This window comes from uncultured Algibacter sp., from assembly GCF_947490405.1.
Taxonomy (GTDB): Bacteria; Bacteroidota; Bacteroidia; order Flavobacteriales; family Flavobacteriaceae; genus Algibacter_B.
In genome coordinates this window covers 368,500-394,496 of record NZ_CANLGU010000002.1, presented here as the reverse complement: position 1 = coordinate 394,496, position 25,997 = coordinate 368,500, and the positions used below count along the sequence as shown (strand labels likewise).

At 32.5% G+C, this 25,997-nt stretch carries 20 protein-coding genes; 14 read left to right on the top strand and 6 right to left on the bottom strand.

Annotation, left to right across the window (positions count from 1 at the left end; genetic code table 11):
* Positions 1-29 precede the first annotated feature (29 nt).
* Together Q0772_RS05680 and Q0772_RS05675 are read left to right on the top strand one after the other, a co-directional pair.
* Positions 30-1,859: a histidine kinase gene (locus Q0772_RS05680; RefSeq protein WP_298341258.1), complete on the top strand. Its 1,830-nt coding sequence runs from the start codon at positions 30-32 to the stop codon at positions 1,857-1,859.
* Positions 1,852-2,601 (top strand): LytTR family transcriptional regulator DNA-binding domain-containing protein, encoded by a 750-nt coding sequence (locus Q0772_RS05675; protein WP_298341256.1) that lies wholly within the window; start codon positions 1,852-1,854, stop codon positions 2,599-2,601. The genes Q0772_RS05680 and Q0772_RS05675 overlap by 8 nt, the downstream gene beginning before the upstream one ends.
* A gap of 51 nt (positions 2,602-2,652) precedes the next feature.
* Here the strand turns inward: Q0772_RS05675 and Q0772_RS05670 are convergent, their stop codons facing one another.
* Entirely contained in the window at positions 2,653-4,116 is a 1,464-nt protein-coding gene (locus tag Q0772_RS05670) for a glutamate synthase subunit beta (protein WP_298341254.1), read from the bottom strand.
* 4 nt (positions 4,117-4,120) lie between these two features.
* On the bottom strand, positions 4,121-8,635 hold the full coding sequence (gene gltB, locus Q0772_RS05665) for a glutamate synthase large subunit (RefSeq protein WP_298341252.1): 4,515 nt from the start codon (positions 8,633-8,635) through the stop codon (positions 4,121-4,123).
* 514 nt (positions 8,636-9,149) lie between these two features.
* Here gltB and Q0772_RS05660 point away from each other — a divergent pair.
* The 4 genes from Q0772_RS05660 (at position 9,150) to amt (ending at position 13,334) form a co-directional block, all read left to right on the top strand.
* Complete coding sequence (locus tag Q0772_RS05660) at positions 9,150-10,166, top strand: outer membrane beta-barrel protein (protein WP_298342423.1); 1,017 nt, start codon at positions 9,150-9,152, stop codon at positions 10,164-10,166.
* Between the two features lie 96 nt (positions 10,167-10,262).
* Positions 10,263-11,549: an ammonium transporter gene (locus tag Q0772_RS05655; protein ID WP_298341250.1), complete on the top strand. Its 1,287-nt coding sequence runs from the start codon at positions 10,263-10,265 to the stop codon at positions 11,547-11,549.
* A 184-nt stretch (positions 11,550-11,733) separates the two neighbouring features.
* Positions 11,734-12,072 (top strand): P-II family nitrogen regulator, encoded by a 339-nt coding sequence (locus Q0772_RS05650; RefSeq protein WP_298341248.1) that lies wholly within the window; start codon positions 11,734-11,736, stop codon positions 12,070-12,072.
* Between the two features lie 23 nt (positions 12,073-12,095).
* On the top strand, positions 12,096-13,334 hold the full coding sequence (amt, locus tag Q0772_RS05645; RefSeq protein WP_298341247.1) for an ammonium transporter: 1,239 nt from the start codon (positions 12,096-12,098) through the stop codon (positions 13,332-13,334).
* Between the two features lie 443 nt (positions 13,335-13,777).
* Here the strand turns inward: amt and Q0772_RS05640 are convergent, their stop codons facing one another.
* Positions 13,778-16,369 (bottom strand): phosphoenolpyruvate carboxylase, encoded by a 2,592-nt coding sequence (locus tag Q0772_RS05640; RefSeq protein WP_298341246.1) that lies wholly within the window; start codon positions 16,367-16,369, stop codon positions 13,778-13,780.
* Between the two features lie 270 nt (positions 16,370-16,639).
* On the opposite strand from Q0772_RS05640, the gene Q0772_RS05635 reads away from it, so the two are divergent.
* The 3 genes from Q0772_RS05635 to nadB all read left to right on the top strand — a co-directional run bounded on the left by Q0772_RS05635 (position 16,640) and on the right by nadB (position 21,167).
* Entirely contained in the window at positions 16,640-18,451 is a 1,812-nt protein-coding gene (locus tag Q0772_RS05635) for a hypothetical protein (protein ID WP_298341243.1), read from the top strand.
* A gap of 221 nt (positions 18,452-18,672) precedes the next feature.
* Positions 18,673-19,599 (top strand): quinolinate synthase NadA, encoded by a 927-nt coding sequence (gene nadA, locus Q0772_RS05630; protein WP_298341241.1) that lies wholly within the window; start codon positions 18,673-18,675, stop codon positions 19,597-19,599.
* A gap of 2 nt (positions 19,600-19,601) precedes the next feature.
* A complete protein-coding gene (gene nadB / locus Q0772_RS05625; protein WP_298341239.1) occupies positions 19,602-21,167 on the top strand; it encodes an L-aspartate oxidase in 1,566 nt (521 codons plus the stop codon).
* Between the two features lie 41 nt (positions 21,168-21,208).
* On the opposite strand, the gene ssb is transcribed toward nadB, so the two are convergent.
* The gene (gene ssb / locus Q0772_RS05620; protein WP_298341237.1) at positions 21,209-21,541 is read right to left on the bottom strand and encodes a single-stranded DNA-binding protein; all 333 of its coding nucleotides are present in this window, start codon (positions 21,539-21,541) and stop codon (positions 21,209-21,211) included.
* Between the two features lie 186 nt (positions 21,542-21,727).
* Between ssb and Q0772_RS05615 the strand changes: the two genes are divergently transcribed.
* Genes Q0772_RS05615 through Q0772_RS05600 form a run of 4 tightly spaced genes read left to right on the top strand, consistent with a single transcriptional unit; the run spans position 21,728 to position 23,930 of the window.
* Entirely contained in the window at positions 21,728-22,300 is a 573-nt protein-coding gene (locus Q0772_RS05615) for a DinB family protein (RefSeq protein WP_298341235.1), read from the top strand.
* A 13-nt stretch (positions 22,301-22,313) separates the two neighbouring features.
* The gene (locus Q0772_RS05610; RefSeq protein WP_298341233.1) at positions 22,314-22,844 is read left to right on the top strand and encodes a GNAT family N-acetyltransferase; all 531 of its coding nucleotides are present in this window, start codon (positions 22,314-22,316) and stop codon (positions 22,842-22,844) included.
* A gap of 17 nt (positions 22,845-22,861) precedes the next feature.
* Positions 22,862-23,212 carry a hypothetical protein gene (locus Q0772_RS05605; protein ID WP_298341231.1) on the top strand — a complete coding sequence of 117 codons (351 nt, stop codon included), beginning with the start codon at positions 22,862-22,864 and terminating at the stop codon, positions 23,210-23,212.
* A 4-nt stretch (positions 23,213-23,216) separates the two neighbouring features.
* Complete coding sequence (locus Q0772_RS05600) at positions 23,217-23,930, top strand: hypothetical protein (protein ID WP_298341228.1); 714 nt, start codon at positions 23,217-23,219, stop codon at positions 23,928-23,930.
* A gap of 1 nt (position 23,931) precedes the next feature.
* Here Q0772_RS05600 and Q0772_RS05595 read toward each other — a convergent pair whose 3' ends face one another.
* A complete protein-coding gene (locus Q0772_RS05595) occupies positions 23,932-24,399 on the bottom strand; it encodes a CBS domain-containing protein (protein WP_298341226.1) in 468 nt (155 codons plus the stop codon).
* 211 nt (positions 24,400-24,610) lie between these two features.
* On the opposite strand from Q0772_RS05595, the gene Q0772_RS05590 reads away from it, so the two are divergent.
* Positions 24,611-25,321, top strand: a complete 711-nt coding sequence (locus tag Q0772_RS05590) for a hypothetical protein (RefSeq protein WP_298341224.1) — start codon at positions 24,611-24,613, stop codon at positions 25,319-25,321.
* A gap of 57 nt (positions 25,322-25,378) precedes the next feature.
* Here Q0772_RS05590 and Q0772_RS05585 read toward each other — a convergent pair whose 3' ends face one another.
* Complete coding sequence (locus Q0772_RS05585; protein ID WP_298341222.1) at positions 25,379-25,897, bottom strand: hypothetical protein; 519 nt, start codon at positions 25,895-25,897, stop codon at positions 25,379-25,381.
* Between the last annotated feature and the right edge of the window lie 100 nt (positions 25,898-25,997).

Genomic DNA, 25,997 nt, shown 5'->3' with positions numbered 1-25,997 from the left:
TTTGAAAAAAAATTAAAAATTTAATATTCATGAAGTGTTCAAAAAGAGATTATATAAAAAGGGCAATAGGTTTTTTAGCACTTATTTTAATGCCTGTTTTTATGTCTTCTCAACAACAAAAAGAAGTAGATTCTTTACTAATGGTAATAGAAAATAATACCCAGAAAGACTCTTTAAAAGTTATGTTAATGCTAAAAACAGCCTATAAAATAATGTATAATTACCCTGATGAAGCTACAAGCTTATCACAAGCATCTCTTATATTGTCGAAAGATTTGGATTATAAGACGGGAGAATTCAGGTCTTTTTTATTTCTTGGAATGTCCTATTATATTAAAAAGGTGTTTTCTGAAGCATTAGATAGGTTCCACCAAGCGTTGGATATCGCTAATGAAATAGACAATAAAGTCTTTAAATCTACTGTTTATGCAAATATTGCTAATATCCATGCTGACTTAGGTGAATTTGATAAGGCTTTTGAAAATTATAACGGTTATTTAGAAATTACCCGAGAACTAAATAATTTGCGCGGTCAATCTGAAGCTTTAACAAATTTAGGAGTGCTTCTTACTGAAAAAGAAAGTCGTATTGCAGAAGGTATAAAGTATTTAGAAGAGGCATTATCTATAGCTAAGCAAGAAGATTATAAGGACTTTATTCCTAACATAAGCTTGAATCTAGGACTAGCTAATAAAAGAAATAATAATATTACTAAAGCTCTACACTACTATGATGAAGCAAATCGACTAGGCAAATCGTTAAATAATTACAACGTTCAAGTTTTAGCGCTAAATAATATTAGCGCAATTAATTTGATGCAAAAAGATTATAGGTTAGCAGAAATTAATATAAAAAAGACACTTAAACTATCACAACAAACAAATCAGATAGAATGGCAGGCAAGTGCTTGGGAAGGTCTCTACGAAATTTATGAAAAAAGAGGAAACTACAATGAAGCCTTGAATGCATACAAAAAAAGTGTAGCACTTAATGATAGCTTAATTGTTTTAAACAATAAAGAAGAAATAATTAAAAGAGAAGAGCAATATAAATATGAAAAAGAAAAACTGGTTTTAAAAAATCAATTTGAAAAACAACAACTTATCTCTAATCAAAAGGCAGAACACCAAAAAGTTATAAAAAATTCAACTTTGGCTATTGCTATTTCTATAATTACATTTTTATTAATTGGGTTTTTCTTGTATAAGAAAAGAAGAAAAGCACAGTTTGATTTAAAGGTAGCAGATACTGAACTTAAAGCACTCAGGGCGCAAATGAATCCACACTTTATTTTTAATGCGATAAACTCAATTGGTAGCTACATATCTAGTAAGGATAAAAATACTGCAAAAAGTTATTTAAATAAATTCTCTAGCCTTATGAGAAAAACTTTAGAGAATTCAGAAAAGACTGAAATAACTCTGGAAGAGGATATTGAACTGTTAAAAACTTATTTAGAAATTGAAAACAAACGTTTTTCTGAAGGGTTTAATTACGAGATTACAGTAGATTCAGATTTAGACATCAAAAATGTTTTAGTCCCTCCTATGATTTTACAACCTTTTGTAGAAAATAGTATTTGGCATGGTATATCAAAAATAAACACTAAAGGCGTTATAACTATTGAAGCAAAAAAAGAACATGGAATGTTATTGTATATTGTAGATGATAATGGTATTGGACGACAACAAAATCATAATTTAAATAAGCGTTCTTTAGGAACCAAAATCACAAAAAATAGGATTGATATTATAAATAAAAAGACAAATACTAATGCGAGTCTAAAAGTAATTGACAAGAAAGTTGGAACGAGAGTAATGCTACATTTACCATTAAGAAAACTATTTAACGATGATTAGAGCTATAATAATTGATGATGAACAGCACTGTGTTAAAAACATTTTAGAGTTAGCTAAACAACATAGCACAATCTCTATTGAAGGCACTTTTAATTCCGTTGAAGACGGATTAAAAGGTACTAAAGCGCTAAAACCCGATTTGGTTTTTTTAGATGTGGAAATACATGAAAAAACAGGATTTAATTACTTAGAACAATTAACATATAGAAATTTTCACGTAGTATTTACTACGGCATTTGATAAATACGCAGTTAGAGCTTTTGAGTTTAGTGCACTTCATTATTTACTTAAGCCAATTATCTCGGAAGATTTTATTGAAGTTATAAGACGAATAAACAATGAAAAGAGCACTGTAGATAAATTAAGTGAAAAAATAGATGCCTTATTATACAATCAAAAAGTTAAAGATGCTGAAAGAAGAATTACAATAAATGGTTCAGACTCTAATACCGTACTACAAGTTTCTGATATATTATATTGTAAATCAGACATAAATTGTACTTTCTTCTACATGAGCGATAACAGAAAGATTTTTAGTTCAAAAACACTAAAAACGTATACAGATTTATTTATTGACTCTGATTTTTGTAGGGTTCATCAATCATATTTGGTTAACTTAAAACACGTTAGAAAATACACAAAAGGAAAGCCACCTTTTGTTTATATGTCTAATAACGATAAGATAAAAGTGTCCATAAATAATAAATCGGAGCTTTTGAAAAAATTAAATAATTTGAAATAAAAAAAGCGAACCTTTAAGTTCGCTTTTTTTTAGTCTTAACTTTTAATATAATTACATAGCAACCAAATCTCCAGTAACATCTTTTGATGGTAAATTAGATTTACCCATCAAATATAAATCAACTTGTCTAGCAGCTTCTCTACCTTCAGAAATGGCCCATACAATCAAAGATTGCCCACGACGCATATCACCAGCGGTAAAAATATTAGGGATATTAGTTTGATATTTTCCATACTCTGCCTTGTAGTTGGAACGTGCATCAGTTTTAATGCCTAATTTATCAGCAAGTGTGCTTTCAGGACCTGTAAAACCAAGTGCTAGCAAAGCCAAATCACATGGCCATGTTTTTTCAGTGCCTTCAATTTCTATTAATTGTGGACGTTGTCCTGGCACCATTTTCCATTCTACATTAACAGTTTTAAGAGCAGTCAATTTTCCGTTTTTGTCTTTAACAAACTCCTTTGTATTGATTAGCCAGTTACGCTCTACACCTTCTTCATGAGAAGACGATGTTTTTAACTGTAAAGGCCAAAAAGGCCAAGGTGTAGTTGGCGAACGATGCCCTGGAGGTTTTGGCATAATCTCAAAATTAACTACCGATTTTGCTCCGTGACGGTTCGAAGTTCCAATACAATCTGAACCTGTATCACCACCACCAATAACTATAACGTCTTTATCTGTAGCCATTACTTGGTTTTCTACCTTCTTGCCAAATAGTACTTTAGTTTGTTGTGTTAAAAAATCCATAGCCTGAACAACCCCATCAGCATCAATACCTGGAGTTGGTAAACTACGTCTTTCTGTAGCACCACCACAAAGTACAACAGAATCAAATGCTTTTAAATCTTCAACATCATAATTAACACCAACATTTACGTTAGTCTTAAATGTGATGCCTTCAGCTTCAAGAATAGCAATACGGCGGTCTATAATTTCTTTTTCCATTTTGAAGTTAGGAATACCATAACGTAATAAGCCTCCAACTTCATCATCACGCTCAAAAACAGTTACTGTATGTCCAGCTCTGTTTAATTGTTGTGCAGCAGCTAAACCGGCAGGTCCAGAACCAACAACAGCAATAGTTTTTCCTGTTCTTGTTTTTGGAGGTTGTGGTTTAATCCAACCTTCTTTAAAAGCGCGTTCTACAATGTTCTTTTCTATATTTTCTATAGATACGGGGTCTTCAATAATCCCTAAAACACAAGATTTTTCACAAGGAGCAGGACATAATCGACCTGTAAATTCTGGAAAATTGTTAGTAGAATGTAGTATCCACGATGCTTTTTGCCATTCGCCTTGGTGTACCATATGGTTAAAATCAGGAATTAAATTTCCTAATGGACAACCACTATGACAAAACGGGATGCCGCAATCCATACAACGCGACCCTTGTTTTGTTATTTCCTCTTCAGGTAGAGAAACTGTAAATTCTTTATAATGTTTTACACGATCTTCTACAGGCGTGTACTTTTCATCTTGTCTTTCAAATTCTTTAAATCCTGTTACTTTTCCCATGACACTATGCTGTTGTTAATTCTTCTACCATTTGTTCTTCAGTCTCTAAACGCTTCAAAGCACGTTTGTATTCAATTGGCATCACTTTTACAAAATTGCCTAAGCTTGTATCCCAATCTCCTAATAGCTTTTCCCCAAGGCTACTATTTGTGTAGAGTACATGCTTTTCTATAGTTTGTTTTAATTCGTTAGCATCTTCAGATGTGATATCTTCAAACTCAATAGTTTCTGTGTTGCATAACCCGTTTATAAATTTATTTTTAGGGTCATATACATAAGCAATACCACCACTCATACCTGCGGCAAAGTTTCTTCCGGTTTCACCTAAAACAATTACTCTACCACCTGTCATATACTCACAACAGTGATCTCCGACACCTTCAACAACAGTAGTAGCTCCAGAGTTTCTAACTGCAAAACGCTCACCAGCAATACCATTAATATAAGCTTCACCTTGAACAGCACCAAACAAACAAACGTTACCTACAATAATGTTATTCTCTGCAATAAAATCAGCTTTAGCAGGTTTTTTAATAATTAACTTTGCTCCAGATAAACCTTTACCTAAGTAATCATTTGTATTTCCTTCTAAAGTAAATGTTAATCCATGTGCTCCAAAAGCACCAAAACTTTGTCCTGCAGAACCTGTGAAGTTAATATTAAGGGTGTCTTCTGGTAACCCTAAATGGCCATAGATTTTAGAAATCTCATTACTTACAATAGCACCAACAGTTCTGTTAATATTGTTAATTGGGTATTCAAGAGTCATTTTTTCTTTTCGATATAGAGCCCTATGTGAATCCTTTAAAATAGTAAAGTCTAAAACGTTATCTAAATTATGATCTTGTTGTTCAGTATTTCTAACAGTTAACTCACTGTATGCTGATGGTCTGTGTAATATACTTGATAAGTCTAAGCCTTTTGCTTTGTAATGCTTAATTGCTTTGTTTGCATTTATTTTATGAGTTTGCCCCACCATTTCAGCTAAAGTTCTAAACCCTAATTGCGCCATAATGCCTCTTAGCTCTTCAGCAATGTAGTAGAAGAAATTAATAACATGTTCTGGCGTACCTTTAAAGTTTTTACGTAACTCCTTGTCTTGAGTTGCAATACCTACAGGGCATGTATTTAAATGACACTTACGCATCATTATACAACCTGAAGCCACTAAAGGAGCCGTAGCAAAACCAAATTCTTCAGCACCTAACAATGCTGCTATAGCAACGTCTCGTCCTGTTTTTAATTGGCCATCACACTCAACAACAATTCTACTTCTTAAATTATTAAGTACTAAAGTTTGTTGTGCTTCAGATAACCCTAGTTCCCATGGTAATCCTGCATGTTTAAGTGATGTTAAAGGCGAAGCTCCTGTACCACCATCATATCCTGAAATTAGTACCACATCGGCTTTTGCTTTTGCAACACCAGCAGCAATGGTTCCAACTCCAACTTCTGATACTAATTTAACGTTAATTCTAGCGTCGCGATTAGCGTTTTTTAAATCGAAAATTAATTGTGCTAAATCTTCAATTGAATAAATATCGTGATGCGGTGGCGGAGAAATTAAACCTACGAAAGGTGTAGAGTTACGAGCATTTGCAATCCATGGTAATACTTTTTCTCCAGGTAATTGTCCACCTTCACCAGGTTTAGCTCCTTGAGCCATTTTAATTTGAATCTCTCGAGCATTTGTCAAATAATGTGAAGTTACACCAAATCGACCTGATGCTACTTGCTTTATAGCTGAGTTTCTACTATCTCCATTAACATCTTTCTGAAAACGCTTTCTATCTTCTCCACCTTCACCAGAATTGGATTTTCCACCAATTCTGTTCATCGCAATTGCTAAATTTTCATGAGCTTCACGAGAAATGGAACCATAAGACATGGCTCCAGTTTTAAACTTTTTAACTATCTCGGTCCATGGTTCAACCTCTTCAAGAGGAATAGGGTCTAAGTTATCAAATTCAAATAAACCTCGAATAGTCATTAAATTTGAAGACTGTTCGTTGATGGCTTTTGAATATACATCATAACTCGCCTGATCACTCAATCTTACAGCTTGTTGAAGTTTAGAAACCGTAGTTGGATTAAACAAATGACGTTCACCATTACGTCTCCATCTGTAATCACCACCAATATTCAACCCTAATTTTTTATCGATTGAATTATCTGGATAAGCTTGCTTATAACGTTGGTCAATTTCTTTTTCAATTTCATATAAACCGATACCTTCTACTCTTGAAGCAGTGTAAGGGAAATATTTTTCAACGAATTGTGAGTTGAAACCAACAATTTCAAAAATTTGAGAACCTCTGTAAGAATGAAGTGTAGAGATTCCTATTTTATTCATAATCTTTAAAATGCCTTTCCCAATAGCTTTATTAAAATTATCAACTGCTTTTTGCTCGTCCATATCAGTAATGAAACCTTCTTTTACTTGCATTCTGATAATTTCGTTAACCATATAAGGATTTATGGCACTAGCTCCATAACCAAATAAAGTTGCAAAATGATGTGGTTCGCGTGGTTCAGCAGATTCAATAATGATATCAAAATATGAACGTTTGCGTAAACGATTTAATTGATGATTTACATAAGAACAAGCTAATAAGGCAGGTATAGGAGCAAATTCTTCATTTACGCCACGGTCTGAAAGAATAATGATATTTGTTTTTCTTTCTATGGCCTTTTCTATTTGTATAATAACATCATCAAGCGCATCTTCCAAACCATTCATCCCTTGAGCTTTTGGATAAAGCATTTGGATGGTTTCAGCTTTAAAGCTTTCAATTTGGATAGTTCGTATTTTTTCTAAATCAGCATTAGAAATTACAGGGTTTTGAATTCTTAATTTTCTACACTGTCTATCTGTTATGCTGAATATGTTTCGATCTTTACCTAAATTTAAACTAATGTCTGTAACAATTTCTTCTCTGATTCCATCAAGAGGCGGATTGGTTACTTGTGCAAATAATTGCTTAAAGTAATTTGAGATGAGTTGAGGTCTATCAGATAAAACTGCTAAAGGCGTATCTATACCCATAGATCCTAAAGCTTCTTTGCCTTTTTGAGCCATAGGTGTGATTACCTCTTGGATATCTTCAAATGTGTAGTTGAATAAACGTTGACGCGTTTTAATGTCAATCGTTTCAATCGGACAAGTTTCGTTGGTGTAAGGTACATCTCTAAGATGTAAACGTGTTTTGTCTAACCACTCTTTATAAGGTCTTTCCGATACTATTTTGTTTTTTATCTCTGCATCATCTATAATTCTTCCTTTGTTCATGTCGACTAAAAACATTCTACCAGGTTCTAGTCTACCGTGTTTTTCTACATCTTCAGGGGCAATATCTACTACACCAACTTCTGATGACATAATTAATTTACCACTTTTAGTCAATGTATATCTAGAAGGTCTTAAACCATTTCTATCTAATAGAGCTCCTATATAATCTCCATCTGTAAATGGCACAGAGGCAGGACCATCCCATGGTTCCATGATACAACCATTATATTCATAGAAGGCCTTTTTTTCTTCAGACATGGTTGCATGTTTTTCCCAAGCTTCAGGAATCATCATCATCATGATTTCTGGTAAAGATCTATCTGTGTGTGTCAATAATTCAACCACCATATCCATAGATGCAGAATCAGACTTTCCAGGTAAAATAATTGGGAATAATTTATCTATTTGAGGGCCAAAAACATCACTCCTCATGATCTCTTCTCGAACACGCATTCTACTAACATTACCTCGTAGCGTATTAATTTCTCCGTTCTGACACATAAAACGGAACGGTTGTGCCAGTTCCCATGTAGGCATTGTGTTTGTTGAGAAACGTTGGTGTACTAAAGCTAATCGAGTAACCAGATCTATTTGCTGTAAATCTGTATAATATGGGCCAATATCCTCGGGCATAATAATACCTTTATAGATAAGCGTTGTCGTAGATAAACTTGGTACATAAAAATAATCACTTTCAGATATTTTTGAACGTCTTATCGTATGTTCAGTTATTTTTCTTGCAGCGTATAATTTAGCCTTAAAAGTAGCCTCGTCAATATCTTCAGTTTTACCAACAAATAATTGTTCTATGTTTGGTTCTGAAGCCAATGCTATTTCACCTAATTGAGAAGAATCAACAGGAACTTGTCTCCATCCTAAAATAGCTAATCCTTGAGCTTCTACTTCCTGCTCAAAAGTTCTTTTGCAGAAATCATATTGGTTTGAAACTTTAGGTAAAAACACCATACCTACAGCATATTCTCTTTGTTCAGGGATTTTGAAATCACAAACACGTTTAAAATAATCATGAGGGATATCAATCAATAATCCAGCACCATCACCTGTCTTTCCATCAGCACTTACACCTCCACGGTGCTCTAATTTCACCAGAATTTCTAAAGCATCATGAATGATTTGATTTGTTTTTTCTCCTTTAAGATTACAAATAAAACCAGCTCCACAATTTTCATGTTCATATTCTGGTAAATAAAGTCCTTGTTTCTTAATCATAATCAACAATAAATTAGTTTAAAAACTTGAGTTGAAAGGCTAAGATACGTGCTAGTTTTTGAATTACAATACGGTGTATTTCATTATTTCGATTTTAGAAGTCATCGGGTTATAAAAATAATTATATATCAATATTACACGACTTTTTTAATAAATATTCAAACCTTAATTTTTTGTTAATAAATAGGTATATGTGAATTTCTTCTAATGAAACTTGAAATAATTGAAAATAACGGCATTGTTTTTTAGAAAATACTGACAATAATTCAATAATTCTTATTGTTAAAAAAACAAAAAATGAATTATTTTGATGAATACCCTTAAAAAAATAGGGTTAAAATTAGAATATTGATAAAAATAGACTAATCAACCCTATTTTTTATGGGGTTTAAAAGTTTTTGACATAGTTTAGCCCCGTTCTTAAGGAAAATTAGATCTAAAAATTTAAACTTAAAAAGAAAACTAATCAACAGTTCAGATCTAAAAAATTAAATAACTTAAAAATAAAACAATGATGAAAAAAATTATTACACTTTCAATGCTTTTTGTAGCAACAGCGTTATTTGCTCAAGAAGAAGCAACAGAAAAAAAATTAAGTATTAGTGGTAGTGTTGATGCTTATTACAGAGCAAACATAAATGTGCCAAACAATAATGGTGTTGGAACTCAATCACCAGGCACATCATTTGCACAATTACCAGGTTTTGCACTTGGTATGGCAAATGTGATTATTGGTTACGAAGGAGAAAAAACTGGTTTTGTTGCTGATTTAGTTGTCGGCCCAAGAGGTACAGACGCTATATTCAACTCACCACAATATTCTGCAACAGGAAATATCATAAATCAATTATATGCATATTGGAATGTAAGTGAGTCTGTAACATTAACAGTTGGTAACTTTAATACCTTTTTAGGATATGAGGTGATTTCTCCAACAGGTAATTTTAACTACAGCACTTCATACTTATTTACCAATGGTCCTTTTTCACATACTGGATTAAAAGCTGACTTTGCTTTAGGAGATGATTTAAGTTTAATGCTAGCGGTTATGAATGGAACTGATTTAACTGAGTTTAACCCTAATGGAAGCTATGCTTTAGGAGCACAATTAGGATATGCAGGTCAATTTCTTAACTTTTTGTATGATGATGCTGGCTTAGGTTTTGAGGTTGATTATACAGGAGGGTTCGATTTATCCGATGATTTCTTTTTAGGTATCAATGGTGCTTACCAAACTAAAGATGATGCTGGATTCTACGGTGTTGCTCTATACCCACAACTAGCAGCTTCAGATGCTTTTTCTGTTGGTCTAAGAGGCGAGATGTTTGGAGGTCATGCTAAAGATGTAGACGATATTCCAAGTGTACTTGGATTAACACTTACAGGTAGTTATGCTATAGAAAACCTAACTATCAAACCTGAAATTAGACTAGATTCTTGGAATAATGATTTCGAGCCTTTTACAGATAGCGATGGTGAATTAACAAATAGCTTAAGCTCTTTTTTAATTGCTGCTATCTACTCTTTCTAAAAGAAGAAGAAAAATATAAAAAGAGAATAAGACAAGTTTCTCTGCAAACCAGAGAACTTGTCTTTCTCTATTAACTAACCCTTAAAATTATTTATTATGTCTATTTTAAACATGCCCCTTATAATGCAAGACACCGCCGCTATTGAAGGCGATATGGGAATGCTATGGATGCTTATTTCAGGTATCTTAGTATTCTTAATGCAAGCAGGATTCACATTAGTTGAGTCTGGTATGACACGTTCTAAAAACGTTGTAAACATCGCGATGAAAAATGTATTAGACATTGCGGTAGGTTCATTAGTATTCTGGTTTATAGGTTACTCTTTAATGTATGGAACCGATGTTGCTGGTGGATGGCTTCACTGGGGAGGTGTAATGTTTAATCAAGGTCCAGCTGATTTATTCTTCCAAACTGTATTCTGTGCTACTACAGCTACTATTGTTTCAGGAGCTATTGCTGGTAGAACAAAATATTCAACATACTTAATATTTTCATTAGTGTTAACTGCTTTTATTTACCCAATAGCTGGTGGATGGGAATGGAACGGTGGATGGTTAAACAATACAGATGGTATTATGCCTGCTGAGTTTATCGATTTTGCTGGGTCTTCAATTGTACACGCTGTAGGTGGTTGGGCTGCATTAATTGCTGCTTTTTTAGTAGGACCTCGTTTAGGTAAATATATTGATGGTAAAGCTGTTTCTATACCTGGACATAACAAATTATTAGCAACTTTGGGTGTATTCATCCTTTGGTTCGGATGGTTTGGATTTAATGGTGGTTCTCAATTAGCTTGGGGTGGCGATGATGCTACTGGAGCTTCTATGGTAGTTCTTGTAACAAATTTAGCTGCTTCTGCAGGTGCTTTAGGTGCATTATTCCTAACATGGTTTAAATACAAGAAACCAAATTTAGATATGACGTTAAATGGTGCTTTGGCTGGTTTAGTAAGTATTACTGCTGGTTGTGGTAACATGAGTGAAGGTGGTGCTATAATAGCTGGTTTTATCGGTGGTATTATCGTTGTATTTGCTATGGAGTTTGTTGAGCAAAAACTTAAAATTGACGATGCAGTTGGTGCATTTTCTGTACATGGTGTTGCTGGATTCTGGGGAACAATTGTAATTGGTCTTTGGGGTATAGATGGTGATGCTGGTATTGGTTTATTCAATGGTGGTGGAGCTGATCAGTTCTTAGCGCAATTAATAGGTGCATTAGCTTATGCTTTATGGGCAGTAGTTACATCTTTTATCTTCTTAACAATACTTAAGAAAACTCTAGGATTAAGAGTTAGTGAAAAAGTAGAAATTGAAGGATTAGATCTTTCTGAGCATGGTGCTTTAGCTTATCCAGGTAAGAGACAAAGAGAAATTGAAGATTAATAAAAACGGCTCGTTTTAAATTAGTTAGTTTGATAAAAAAGGGTGCTTTTGATAAAAAAAAAGCACCCTTTTTGTGTGTTTTTTAAAGAACTAATAATATTTTTTTATTAATAGGACATTATTCTCAGTCGCTTTAATAATTTTCTATTTTTGAAAAATCACAAATTAAAAATCAAGGCATATTATGAAGAAAATTGAAGCAATCATTAGAAAATCCAAATACCGTGTGGTAAAAGAAGCCCTGCACGAGGTAGGTGTTAATTTCTTTTCTTACTGGGATGTTACAGGATTAGGAAATGAAAAAGAAGGACATGTATATAGAGGTGTATCTTATAGCACTAGCGATATTCAAAGACGCTACCTTTCAATAGTTGTTAACGATGACTTTGCAGAAAAAACAATCAATGCTCTTTTAAAATCTGCTGCAACTGGTGAAGTTGGAGATGGTAAAATATTCGTTTCTGATATTGATGAGTGTTACAGAATAAGAACAGGAGAAAAAGGTGGAGACACCCTAAAATAAAATACTAACTAATTAGAATTACAATGGAAGGATTATTTACAGCAAATAACGTATGGATGATGATCTGTACTGCACTAGTTTTCTTTATGCATACAGGATTTGCGTTTTTAGAGATTGGACTAACAAGGCAAAAAAACACAATCAACATATTATTTAAAAATATATTTATCATTACAGTTGGGTTGTTACTATATTACCTAATAGGATTTAATTTAATGTATCCAGGATTTGAAGAAGGTTCTGCAGGATTTTTTGACTTCGCTGGATTTGGAATTGCTCCACCAGAAAATGGGATGACTCCTGAATATGCAGATGGTGGTTACACATGGTGGACAGATTTCTTATTCCAAGGCATGTTTGCAGCTACTGCAGCTACAATAGTATCTGGTGCTGTTGCAGAACGTATGAAAATTGGTCCATTTATGATGTTTACAGTAATTTATGTAGGTATTATATACCCACTTGCTGGTTCATGGAAATGGGGTGGCGGATTTTTAGATATGAGAGAAACACCTTTTTATGATTTTGCAGGTTCAACTTTAGTTCACTCTGTAGGAGGTTGGGCTGCTTTAGTTGCTGTTTGGTTATTAGGATCAAGAATTGGGAAATTCAAAGATGGTAAGCCACAAGCTATTCCAGGACACAGCATTCCTTTGGCTACTGCTGGTGTTTTAATATTATGGTTAGGATGGTTTGGTTTTAATGGAGGTTCAGTACTTTCTGCTGATCCAGAATTAACTTCGTTAACATTAGTAACTACGTGTTTAGCTGCTGCTGCAGGTGGTGTAGTTTCTGCATTAGTATCATTTTTAAAGTATAAGAATTTAGACTTAACTATGTTTCTAAACGGTATATTAGGAGGTTTAGTAGGTATCACAGCCGGAGCTGATCAAATGAGTCCAGAAAACGCCATAGCCATTGGTGCTATAGCAGGAGCATTAATTGTTTTTGCTGTTGCTTTTATTGATGCTGTTAAATTAGATGACCCTGTTGGTGCTATTGCAGTACACTTAATTTGTGGTATTTGGGGAACTTTAGCAGTTGGAATCTTCGGAGCTTTAGCTGGAGTTGACCAGTTTATTAGCCAATTAGTTGGTGTGTTATCTTATGCTGCAATATGTATCCCTTCTGCATTCATCATATTCTTTGTCATGAAGAAAACAGTAGGCATCAGAGTTTCTGAAAGAGAAGAGTTGGAAGGATTAGATGCTCATGAACATGGAATGTCTGCTTATGCTGATTTCCGAATGAATGAACACTAACAATTAAAATATATATTTATTATTTAGTGTACAAAAAAGAGGCCTTGCTTTAAGCAAGGCCTCTTTTTTCAGCTCATATTCATAATTGATATTATGAATATGGAATAAAAATTGAAACTAAATTTATTATTTGTTAGCCCTTCAAAAGGTATTAATAATAACAAAATTAAGAAGGATAATATTGAATGATTATTCCCAGCTGTTTTAAAAAAATTAAAAGTTTGTTTTAACATAGTTTAAATGTTTTAAGAAACGACTTTTTGAAGTATATAATTATTTTAAGATGCCAAAGAAGAGACTTTTGATGAAAGCAAGAAAAGACACCATACTATAAGGTGAGAGATTTTATAACGAAAAAGTTTGTCTCATACTTCATTATATTGACATATAAAAAAAGCCTTCACTTATTAAGTGAAGGCTTTTTTAGTACTTGAATTATTTTTTTAAGCCGAATTACGACTAGCATTAATATTACCAAATAATGATCGTGTAACAATCTTTTCAAAAATCAACTTTTCTGGATCATCATTAGGTACACCAGCTTTTTCTAATTCTTGAACCTTTTTAAGAGCATATTGCTGTATGGTTAATAAAGGTAAAACTATAGATTCTCTAACTTCAATAGAAGCTTTTCCTGAAGGTTCATTCTCCATTAACTCATCATAACCTGTTAGTTTTAATAACAACCTTTTGGTAATTTGATATTCTTCGAAAATAATATTCCAAAACGCACCAAACTCTTCGTCTTTAGACATGTATTTTGTTAAATCAAAAAATGATTTTGTTAAAGACATCATACTATTCTCAAGTAACGTTTTAAAGAATTTAGAGTTGTTATAAAGTTGCTCTACTTTATACCATTCGTCATTGTCTTCATAAACTTTTAGCGCAGTTCCTACACCATAAAAACCAGGTACATTTTGCTTTAACTGACTCCAAGATCCAACAAAAGGAATTGCTCTTAAGTCAGAAAACACTAACTTATCTGATTTTCCTCGCTTTGATGGTCTACTACCAATATTGGTCTTGGCATAATATTTTAAAGTACTCATGCGTTCCAAGTAAGGTATAAACATAGCATGACTTTTAAAGTCTTTGTATGTTTGATAACTTGTTTCAGCTAAATCCGTCATTACCGTTCTATCTTCATCAGATAAACGATTCTTTTCGCCATCAATTCTATTTTTAATACCAGAACTAATAAGTTGTTCTAGGTTATACTGTGAAGAATCGTTAGTTCCAAAATTAGAACTCACCGTTTGACCTTGAATAGTTATTTGTACTTCCTTATCCTCAATAGTTGGACCTAAAGAAGAATAGAAGTTATGTGTTTTTCCGCCACCACGTGCTGGAGGTCCACCACGACCATCAAAAAATATTACAGTTACATCATATTTTCTAGACATTTCTGTAAGCTGTTCTTTGGCTTTATAAATACCCCAGTTAGCCATTAAATATCCACCATCTTTAGTTCCGTCTGAGAATCCAAGCATAATATGTTGCTTACTTCCTCTAGCTCTTAAATGTGCTATATATTCTGGATTTTTATACAATTGTTCCATGACTCCTGGTGCATTCTCTAAATCAGGAATTGTTTCAAATAAAGGTGCAACATCAACCGTTAATTCGTCTTTAAAAGCAACTATTTTTAACATGGCAAATAACTGCATCACGTTTAAAGCCGTTTGATTGTTACTAATAATATATCGGTTCGCACCTCGCTCTCCGTTGCTTTTTTGAATATCTTTTATAATGGCTATGGTTTTCAGAGTATTTCTAACCATTTCATCGTCAAAAGCATCTAGATCACCAACATCATCAGTAGCTTTTGATAATATTTCAATTTGTTCAGCTTCAGATAAATCATGATAATTATCTGGAAAAGATGACTTTCCTGTTGCGATTAATGAATCTATAACCGTAGTAAATACGTTGTGGTGTATTCTACTATCTTGTCTTATATCAAGCGAGGCAAATCGATAATCAAAAAGATGTACTCTATTTATCAAATTATTAACCTCATTTACATATAATGATTGGTGCTGATCAACAATAACATCTCTGATACTTAAAAGCTCTGTTCTAAGTTCTTTAGCTGTTATAGCCTTTTTAGATTTTAAGTTGATACTGTAATCATACATAATGGTTTCAAGACGAATAACACGATCTTCAACACCTCTAAACGTTAACTTTTTTCTTAAATCTCTTAAATCTTGATAGTACTTTTTAAGGATTGATTTTTTTAACTTTTTTGCAACTTTTAAAGTGGTTTCTGGTTTAACAAATGGATTTCCATCACGATCGCCACCTGGCCAGAATCCAATATTTATAATGTCGTTGTGTTTTTCACCATCATCATAAATATTAGTTTGAATATAATTATATATATCACCAAACGTCTTATAAAACACATTCTCAAGGTACCACATTAGGCTTTTTGCTTCCTGATAAGGTGTTGGTTTTTTGTGCTTAAAAAATGGTGTTTTTCCTAATTGACCAAATAGATTATTAATCTCAGCAAGGTCATTTTGCTTAATAGCCTCGGTAAGTTTTGTAATAATACCTAAAACAGAACCTGGGTAAAATTGCGTTGGGTGTGCTGTTAATACTATACGTACTTTGAATTCCTCAAGAAATGCTTTAAGTTCTTCTAGTTTACCTTCAGACCTTGCATTACCTTTTAGGTTTCTTAATGTACCAACACCATCCATATTATTTACAATAGGGAATGCGGCATCTTCAATGGCATCAAATAAAACCACCTGCCTTTCTATATACTGAATAAATCTAAAAAGAAGATTTATTTGACTTTCCTTGTTTCGTCTTCCTTGATATTTTTCAAAAAATGTATTTACTATAGTGGTTGGGTCATCTCCCTTATTAAAACCTTTTTCGCACGTTTCATGAAATAACGGAAGTAAAACCCCCGTTTTAGTTACTGCATCAAAGGGTAGTGTCATGAATATACTATTATAGATATTATATTTTGACAATACAGTTTGGTTGAATCTGGTTAATTTTGGCTCTACGGACATAAAATCTTTCTGTTGAAAATGAACCATAAAAATAGTGAAGCTTACATGAAACACACAGTCTTTTTTGAATATTTATCAATTTTTATGGTTTGACTAATTATGATTGTGAATATTTAATAAAAAAAGCTTTTATAGCTTGATTTTTTTAATGATATCTCAATTTCAAAATAAGCCATTTCAATCCACATATATAAATTTATAGGTTATATGATATAAGTCATGTAATCCTTTTTAACACCATCTTACTTTTACGAATTAATATTTATAACAATGAAAAAACCTCATTCTTTTCATATTCCTGTAATGGGAATTGGTTTCACTATAGACACGCCTTTAAAAGTAGCGCAGTACGGTATGGATTCTGTTATTTCTTTGGTAGATGATATTTTGCTAGAAAAATTAAGAAAAATGTATAGTGAAAAGTTTGAGATACCTTACCAAGAAATTAGTGAAAAAATCGAAGATTTTAGAGCCAAAAGAATCACATCTTATTTAAACTTAATGAATGATTTGACAGAGAAGAAATTCAAGTCTATGAAAGCGCATATAAGTTCAAAAAACTACAGTGATCTGGTGGCATATATTAATATGCTTCCAGACAATTCAAAGCTTAAAACAGATTTTAAAGTATTAATATCAAACGTATTTAGTCTTAACAAAATCAAGTCTTGGGTGTCTAAAAACTTGGTTAAAGGTGCTATTGACGTTAATATTATGACTAAAGTAGACAAGGATAATTATAAAAAAGACAAAAAATTACCTGTAGAGTATAATGATGCGCATGCAGCATTACGTGGTTTTGCTCAAAGTAAATTAAATTCTGCTGTAGTGTTGTCGGCTGGGATGAATCCTAGATTATATAGTTATATATCTCAATTTGATGATTTTTTTCCAGATGAAAAAGGTGTTTTTAACAAACGCATTATTTTAAAAGTAAGCGATTATAGATCAGCACTTATTCAAGGTCGATTTCTAGCAAAAAAAGGATTGTGGGTGTCTGAATATAGAATAGAATCTGGATTAAACTGTGGCGGACACGCTTTTGCAACAGATGGATTTTTACTAGGGCCAGTTCTAGCAGAGTTTAATGAAAAGCGTGATGAGTTGCAGAAAGCCACCCTGAGTATTTTAAATAAGGAACTTTTAAATCAAAAGCGAAGTGTTCCTGAGTTACCATTATCATTCGAAATTACTGCTCAGGGTGGTGTTGGAACACAAGAAGAGCATGCCTTTTTATTAAAGCATTACAATTTGGATTCTGTAGGCTGGGGCAGCCCTTTTTTACTGGTTCCAGAAGCAACAACAGTAGACTATAAAACACTAAGAAAATTAGCTAAAGCAGAGGAAAAAGATTTGTATTTAAGCGATGTTTCTCCGTTGGGAATTCCGTTTAACAGTTTAAAAGGAAATACTAAAGATGTTGAAAAACAAATGCTAATTGATAAAAATAGACCTGGGAGTTCTTGTCCCAAAAAATTTGTAGCTCTAAATAAAGAGTTTAAAGATAAAGGCATTTGTACGGCATCCAGAGAATTTCAATATTTAAAAATGAAAGCTTTGGATGAAATGGATTTAACACCAGAATTATATCAAAAAGAAGTTAATAAAATTACAGATAAATCCTGCACATGTGTTGGGCTTGGTACATCAGCATTATTAAAATATGATTTGGATACTAAAGTTGAAGGTAATGGGGTTTCTGTTTGCCCTGGCCCTAATATGGCTTATTATTCTAAAGTTATGAGTCTGCAAAATATTACAGACCACATTTATGGTAGAGATAATATGATATCGCGTACAGACCGTCCAAATATGTTTATTAAAGAACTCCATATCTATATGGATTTTCTCAAAAATAAGCTTAATGAAACAAAACCTTCTTTAAACCAAAAAGAGAAAAAATATCTTAAAACTTTTATGAATAATATGGCTATTGGAATAGCCTATTACCAAAATCTGTTTAAAGAAATTCAACATAGTTTTGGGGATATAAAAACAACTGTTTTAAAAGAACTTGAAAATTGCAAATTCAGTTTAGATGCTATGCAAACAGAACTTCATGTTTTAACAGTTATGGCTTAAAATTATTAGGATTACTGAAAAAATCAGTTTTATTTTTCAGAATTATTCAAGCTTTTGATTAGTAATAGTTTAATGATTTAAATAAAAAACTGTAAGTTTCTTATTAGATGTTTTTTTTTAATGATTTCATATTTCACTACAGGTTTTAATTAAGATATTTGTAACATAATCAGTGGTAAACACTAGTTATTTTATATTTCATAATTATTCTCATAAACCAAATGGATTTAGTAAAAGAAATTCAACGTCTTAAAAAAGAAAAAAACGCGATTATTTTAGCACACTATTATCAAGTTGGTGAGATACAAGATATAGCGGATTATGTTGGAGATAGTTTGGGCTTATCTCAAAAAGCAGCTGAAACGGATGCAGACATGATTGTATTTGCAGGCGTGCATTTTATGGCTGAAACGGCTAAAATTTTAAGTCCAGATAAAACAGTTGTACTGCCAGACTTAAATGCTGGATGTTCTCTGGCCGATTCTTGTCCGCCAGAAGCTTTTGAAAAATTCACTAAGGCACATCCAAATCATGTGGTGATAACTTATGTAAATTGTTCTGCGGAAATTAAAGCATTAAGCGATATTGTTTGTACGTCTTCAAACGCTTTAAAAATTGTAAACTCTATACCTAAAGAGACGCCTATCATTTTTGCTCCAGATAAAAACTTAGGCCAGTATATTATCAACGAAACAGGAAGAGACATGGTGTTGTGGGACGGTAGCTGTATTGTGCATGAAGCGTTTTCCATGGAAAAACTAATCCAACTTCATAAAAAATATCCTGACTATAAAATTATTGCACATCCAGAATCTGAAACACATATCTTAGATACAGCAACATATATTGGTTCAACTTCAGGTATGATAAATTATGTAAAGAAACATCAGGATCAAAAATTTATTGTGGCTACAGAAGCAGGTATCTTGCACAAGATGAAGCAAGAAATGCCAAATACAGAATTAGTCCCAGCCCCAGCTAAGGAAGATAATACTTGTGCTTGTAGTGAGTGTCATTTTATGAAAATGAATACACTACAAAAATTATATGATTGTATGCTGAATGAATCACCTCAAATAGAAGTTGATCCTGAAATAATTGAGCGCGCTTTACTACCTATTGAGCGTATGCTTGAACTCTCTAAATAGCTATGACTACAGATTATTTAGTTATAGGTTCTGGAGTTGCTGGCTTAACATTTGCTGTTAAAATTGCAGAAAAATTTCCTGATAGAAACATTGTTATTGTTACTAAAGCAAATGAAGACGAATCTAACACTAAATACGCTCAGGGAGGAGTTGCCATCGTTTTAGATAAAGAAGAGGATTCTTTTAAAAAGCATATTAAAGATACGCTGATTGCTGGTGACGAACTTTGTGATGAAGATGTTGTAAAAATGGTTGTAAAAGAAGGTCCTGATAGGTTGAAGGAGCTTTTGCTTTGGGGTGCTAATTTTGATGTGAATGATGCAGGGAAATTTGACTTAGGAAAAGAAGGCGGTCATTCAGAATACCGTATAGTTCATCATAAGGATATTACAGGTTACGAAATTGAACGTGCTTTATTAAATAAGGCACATCAATTAGAAAATATTTCGATTTTGCCACATCATTTTGCTATTGATTTAATTACAAATCATCATGTAAAGGATTATGATTCTCTAGAACTTAAGTGTTTTGGGGCTTATGTTTTTAATCAAAAATCTGGTGAAATATTTACAATTAAAGCAAATTACACGTTACTTGCTTCAGGTGGAATTGGCTGTGTTTATGGGCATACCACAAACCCTGTTATTGCAACAGGTGATGGCATTGCCATGGCATACAGAGCTAAGGCTCGAATTAAGGACATGGAGTTTGTTCAGTTTCATCCAACGGCTTTGTATGATGCTAAAGGCGAATCTTCGTTTTTAATTTCTGAAGCTGTAAGAGGTTTTGGTGCTTATCTAAGAAACACTGAAGGACACCGATTTATGCCAGATTATGATGAACGTGCCGAATTAGCATCCAGAGACATTGTATCTCAAAGTATCGATAGCGAATTAAAAAAATCTGGAGAATCTCATGTATATCTAGATTGTACCCATTTAGATATGGAGGCGTTTATCAAGCATTTTCCAAATATCTATAATAAGTGTTTAGAACAACATATAGATATTAAAGAAGATTGGATTCCTGTGGTGCCAGCATCTCATTATTTATGTGGCGGTATTGAGGTTGATAAAAAAGGAAAAACTACTATTAAAGATTTATTTGCTTGTGGAGAATGTTCGAGAACAGGTTTACATGGAGCTAATAGACTAGCATCTAATTCCCTCTTAGAAGCACTGGTTTATGCTCATAATATTTTTAAACATTTGTCCAAGACAAAGCATAAAGATGCCGATATTGAAATCCCTGATTGGAATGATGAAGGTACAATTATCACCAAAGAGCATATTTTAATTCAACATAACTTAAAGCAATTACAAGCTTTGATGCGTGATTATGTTGGAATAGTAAGAAGCAATAAACGCTTAAAACGTGCTATTAAACATTTAGATTTAATTTATGAAGAGGTTGAAGATTTGTACCGAGAATCAAAAATTACTACATCACTTTGCGAATTAAGAAATATGATTAATGTAGCGCATCTTATCATACGTCAATCTTTAGATAGAAAAGTAAACAAGGGAGGGTATTTTAATATAGATAACATAAAAAAAGGAAACCTGTAATTCACAAGTTTCCTTCATTCAGTTTTTGGATAAAAAAAGGTTTATTTTCCTAGCATCAATAATTCTCCACATACAATTTCTGTGATGTAGCGCTTGTTACCATCTTTATCATCATAGCTTCTAGATGTTAACTTTCCCTCAATGGCAACCTCTTTGCCTTTGGTTACATACTTCTCTATTATTTGAGCAGTTTTACCCCAAGCAACTACATTGTGCCATTGTGTATTTGTTATTTTTTCACCGTTATTGTTAGTGTAACTTTCATTAGTAGCAATGTTAAATTTAGCTAATGTTTTTCCTGATTCTAGATTGATGATTTCTGGATCGTTTCCTAAGTTACCAATCAACTGTACTTTGTTTCTAAGCGTGTTCATAATTTTAAATTTTTTCGTTAAACAGTTAATACCTTGTCCTGAACTCGTTTCAGGATCTTTTTAATTTTTCTTATTAGTCGTTTCACTCATGAGTTACTGAAACAAGTCCAGCATAGATTCGACACTGCAAATATCTAACAGTACCAAAATTTTAATCGGTTATTACTTGTTTAAAATCGTTTGTAAATGTTTGTAGTCGTTTGTAAACGATTAATTTATTTTGTACATTCGCCTATGGACACTACAAAACATGGGCTAAAAGATATTATTTGTAATCTTGAAAATAATAAATCGATTTTCGAAAATCTTTTGAAAGATATTCCTGAAAATCAATATCTGTGGCGGCCAAAACCAGAAAAATGGTGCCTATTAGAAATTGTTTGTCATCTTTTAGATGAAGAAATTTATGATTTTAGAGCACGAGTAAAACATGCTCTCGAGTATCCAGAAAAGAAATTGATACCTATCGATCCTGAAGGGTGGGTAAATGACAAAAATTATATTTTAAATAATTACAAATCAACACTTCAATCATTTTTAAATGAGCGTGCAAATTCTGTTACTTGGTTAAAAGAATTGGATGTTGCAAATTGGGAAAATTCATTGTTGCATCCAGAACTTGGAAAATTATCTGCAGAACAATTTTTAAGAAATTGGTTGGCACATGATTATTTGCATATTAGGCAAATTTTAAGATATAAGTTTGAGTTTTTAAAAGCATCATCAAGTATAAGTTTGAGTTATGCCGGCAATTGGTAAAACAATTTAGGTTATGGTATTTAACATTGAAACAGAACGTCTAATTTTAAGAGATATGCGTCTATCAGATTTAGAAGGCATGTTTGAATTGGATTCGAACCCCGAAGTGCATAAATATTTGGGGAATAAACCTGTTAAAACAAAACAAGCATCTCAAAAAGTTATCGAAGGTGTTCTTAATCAATATAAAGAAAGAGGCATAGGGAGATGGGTGGCTATTGAAAAATCTTCAGGGAATTTTATAGGCTGGTCTGGATTGCGTTTAAACACAGAATATAACATGAATGGTTATACTAAATATTATGATGTGGGTTATAGGTTAATTCCAAAATATTGGGGTAAAGGTTATGCTACAGAGTCTGGAAAAGCTGCAATAGATTACGCCTTTAATGTTTTAAAACTTCCAGAGATTTATGCAACTACAGAAATAGGAAATGAAGCATCGCATAATACGCTTTTGAAAATTGGATTGCACTATGTTGAAGATTTTTATTTTGAACAAGAAAAAATGCATCTTCGTTGGTATAAAATGAATAAATTATAATTAATGAGCTCAATTATATGCAAAAAGAATGTTTAGAATGTGGCGATAAAATTGTTGGTAGAATTGATAAAAAATTCTGTAGCGATGGTTGTCGAAACGCTTACAATAATAGAGTCAATAAAGACAGTAAAAACCTAATTAGAAACACAAACAATAGGCTTCGGAAAAATTACAGAATTCTGGAAACTTTAAATCCACAACAAAAAACAAAAACGTCTCGTGCTAAATTGATTGAGGCAGGTTTCGATTTTAATTATTTTACAAGTATTTATACCACAAAAGCTGGAACCGTTTATTATTTTGTTTACGATCAAGGGTATTTACCTTTAGAAGGCGATTATTATGCATTAGTAAAACGCGAAAGCTAAATTTATGGAAGACATTTTATTATTTTTTAAAGAGAACTCAAAGCTGTTAGTCCCCCTATTAATGTTTTCAACTGTAATTGTTATAGGTTTTGTTGCAACATATTTTAGCAATAAAAAGGTTATGCTTCGAGAATTTAAAAAGAGCAGAAAAAAGCAGATAAACAGAATTCAGGAAAACGAATACGCAAAAATTATAGGTAAAGCAAAACACGTCCATGAACCATTAGAAGCTCCACTAAGTGGAAGACAATGTGTTTATTACCATGTAATGGTCGAAGTAAAAGGAGATAAAAATTGGAGAAGAATAATTAATGATGAAAAGCATCAAGATTTTTTTATTGAAAGTAATTCTGAAATGGCCATTGTAAAAATGTCTGCACTAAGTAAATCGATGAAGCGTTACCATTTAGTAAAAGATTATAAACAAAAATCGGGGTTTAGAAATGACGCTCCTGAAAAACTTGAAGCCTATTTAAAATATCATAATAAAAAGAGTACCGGTGTTTTAGGGATAAATAAAACTATAAGATATACCGAAGGTGTTATAGAATTAAATGAGCCTATTGCAGTTAAAGGTGTTGCAAAATGGAGTATGCTAAAAGAACCGATTGAAGGCTACTCGTATTCTAAAATATTAACCCTAACAGGTACAAAAAAAGAAAAGCTTTTGATTACAGACGAACCAAAAGCTTTACAAAGAATTCATGATAGATTTTAATCTATTTCCAATTTTGTCCTTTTAATTGCATAGCGGCTTTAAGCACATCTTTTTGGCTTATTTGCCCTACCAATTTGCCGTTTTCTACAATAGGAAATCGTCTGCGTTTAGCTTCTAAAAACTTTTTTGCAGCATCAAAAATATTCATATTCCCATCAATAGTTTCTACATTACCAGCCATATGCTTCTCAATAGTTTGGTCTTGCATAGGCATATTATAGTATCTACTTTCACTTATTTGCTTTATACAATCACCTTCAGAAATAATTCCGATAAGCTCTTTTTTATCATTAACAACTGGTCCACCAGAGATTCTGTGTTTAATCAAAGATTGCATTACACTTTCAATGGATTGGTCAGGAGTAAATGTTATCAAATTAGTAGTCATGTAGTCACTAACCGTTAACGACGTAGCATCAGCAGTATTAGACTGCTGTCTTCTTGCACCTTGAAAACTCTTTATTCCCATAGATTTTATTTTATTAGTAATCTTAAATATACTTAATTTATTCCAGAATTCCTAAAAGGATCTGGAATTCAGTTTTCAAAAAACTAGTGGTATCTCGTCTTAAAAAGATATAAAGATTTTATTTTTCATCAAAAAGTCTAAATAATTAGCATTCTTTTAAGAGTTTAACTCGTATTTTTTTATAGTTTTAGCGCACTTAAATTAAATTAAAATGAAAAAATTATTTGGATTGGCTTTATTGACGATTAGTTTTATGGCGGGTGCACAAACTAACTCAGAACTGTTAAAACACTACGAAGCGTATTATTCGCAAATGAAGTCTCAAGGAGACACACAAGGTATTATTAATGCCATGACACATTTAAATGTATTATCGCCATCTGAAGCAAGAAAAGACACTCTGGCTTATATTTACATGAGTGGAAATCAATATATGCAGGCACTTAATACCATTGGAATAGAACAAAATGCTACAGATTCTGACATTGCTGTAGAGGTTAAAGCAGTGTCTTTAAAAGCAGCAAAACAACCCAAACTTGCCATAGAACATTTCGAAGAAATGTTTAAAAGACAACCAAACTCAGTAGTGGCTTATGAGCTGGCTGAACTAAATATGCAAATTCAAAATGTATCAGAAGCAGACAAGCACATTGCATTTGGACTAACAAATTCTAAAGCAGACGAAAAAAAAGCATTCTATGAAAAGCAAACACCATACGAAGTGCCTATGAAAGCTGCGTTTATGTATTTAAATGCTGTATCAACTTACAGTAAGGATAAGACAGCAAATATTGATGCTGCCGTTGATATATTAGATACTACTTTAAAAGAAGCTCCTAATTTTAACCTTATTCAAATTACTAAAAACGAATTATTAAGGCAAAAGCAAGCACTTCAACAAGCTGAACAACCTAAAAATTAATTATTAAATAAAAAAAGTGATTCTTAAAATATTGAATTGCTTTTTTTATTTAAAATACTAGGGCCTTTCTATATTCCTATCATCAAATTCAACCTTCTTATTCATTTGAAAAACTAGTGTATAATGTGCTACGAAAAACTCTCTAATATGTTCTAAAAGTTCAGCTTTAGTTGTAGTTAATAGGTTGGCTAAACTTTCAAGTTTTAAAATTTTAGTTTCTAAAACCAAAAGTCTGGCCGTAATGGATGCAGAGTTTAAAGATTCTGGAACATTTACCTTCAACTCTTTTATTAATAATAAAATAGCCTCCTCGTTTTCCTTAAAATAAGAAATGTCTCCTTTTTTAATAGTTGCTATCAAGTCTTGAATTTGCATAAATTCAGCCCAATCAGTAACAGTTTCTTCAGTTTTAGGGTCTAACGCATATTCAATATACTTCAATTTAGCAACGTCTTGCTCAGTAAAAACTTGGTTTTTCTCTTGCCCCTCTTTAGCTTCTGTATTTTCTTCTTGCTCCTTTTTGCAAGAAAAAAATAAAAACAAAAAACTTAAAATATATAAGGGCTTAACAAACATAATGTGTGGTTTAAAAAAGTGACATGATACAAATATATATTAAACGTTTATTTTTTAAGAATTAAAGAATAGCATAAATCAGTAATATTTCAAAATAAAA

What these genes read in the sequence shown, in the direction of transcription:
- Q0772_RS05605 (WP_298341231.1), top strand. Translation starts at nt 22,862, where the DNA reads ATGCAAAAAGAATGTTTAGAATGTGGCGATAAAATTGTTGGTAGAATT.
- Q0772_RS05585 (WP_298341222.1), bottom strand. Translation starts at nt 25,897, where the DNA reads ATGTTTGTTAAGCCCTTATATATTTTAAGTTTTTTGTTTTTATTTTTT.
- Q0772_RS05590 (WP_298341224.1), top strand. Translation starts at nt 24,611, where the DNA reads ATGAAAAAATTATTTGGATTGGCTTTATTGACGATTAGTTTTATGGCG.
- Q0772_RS05615 (WP_298341235.1), top strand. Translation starts at nt 21,728, where the DNA reads ATGTTTGTAGTCGTTTGTAAACGATTAATTTATTTTGTACATTCGCCT.
- Q0772_RS05655 (WP_298341250.1), top strand. Translation starts at nt 10,263, where the DNA reads ATGTCTATTTTAAACATGCCCCTTATAATGCAAGACACCGCCGCTATT.
- Q0772_RS05680 (WP_298341258.1), top strand. Translation starts at nt 30, where the DNA reads ATGAAGTGTTCAAAAAGAGATTATATAAAAAGGGCAATAGGTTTTTTA.
- Q0772_RS05640 (WP_298341246.1), bottom strand. Translation starts at nt 16,369, where the DNA reads ATGTCCGTAGAGCCAAAATTAACCAGATTCAACCAAACTGTATTGTCA.
- Q0772_RS05670 (WP_298341254.1), bottom strand. Translation starts at nt 4,116, where the DNA reads ATGGGAAAAGTAACAGGATTTAAAGAATTTGAAAGACAAGATGAAAAG.
- Q0772_RS05595 (WP_298341226.1), bottom strand. Translation starts at nt 24,399, where the DNA reads ATGGGAATAAAGAGTTTTCAAGGTGCAAGAAGACAGCAGTCTAATACT.
- gltB (WP_298341252.1), bottom strand. Translation starts at nt 8,635, where the DNA reads ATGATTAAGAAACAAGGACTTTATTTACCAGAATATGAACATGAAAAT.
- ssb (WP_298341237.1), bottom strand. Translation starts at nt 21,541, where the DNA reads ATGAACACGCTTAGAAACAAAGTACAGTTGATTGGTAACTTAGGAAAC.
- Q0772_RS05635 (WP_298341243.1), top strand. Translation starts at nt 16,640, where the DNA reads ATGAAAAAACCTCATTCTTTTCATATTCCTGTAATGGGAATTGGTTTC.
- nadB (WP_298341239.1), top strand. Translation starts at nt 19,602, where the DNA reads ATGACTACAGATTATTTAGTTATAGGTTCTGGAGTTGCTGGCTTAACA.
- Q0772_RS05610 (WP_298341233.1), top strand. Translation starts at nt 22,314, where the DNA reads ATGGTATTTAACATTGAAACAGAACGTCTAATTTTAAGAGATATGCGT.
- nadA (WP_298341241.1), top strand. Translation starts at nt 18,673, where the DNA reads ATGGATTTAGTAAAAGAAATTCAACGTCTTAAAAAAGAAAAAAACGCG.
- Q0772_RS05675 (WP_298341256.1), top strand. Translation starts at nt 1,852, where the DNA reads ATGATTAGAGCTATAATAATTGATGATGAACAGCACTGTGTTAAAAAC.
- Q0772_RS05650 (WP_298341248.1), top strand. Translation starts at nt 11,734, where the DNA reads ATGAAGAAAATTGAAGCAATCATTAGAAAATCCAAATACCGTGTGGTA.
- Q0772_RS05660 (WP_298342423.1), top strand. Translation starts at nt 9,150, where the DNA reads ATGAAAAAAATTATTACACTTTCAATGCTTTTTGTAGCAACAGCGTTA.
- Q0772_RS05600 (WP_298341228.1), top strand. Translation starts at nt 23,217, where the DNA reads ATGGAAGACATTTTATTATTTTTTAAAGAGAACTCAAAGCTGTTAGTC.
- amt (WP_298341247.1), top strand. Translation starts at nt 12,096, where the DNA reads ATGGAAGGATTATTTACAGCAAATAACGTATGGATGATGATCTGTACT.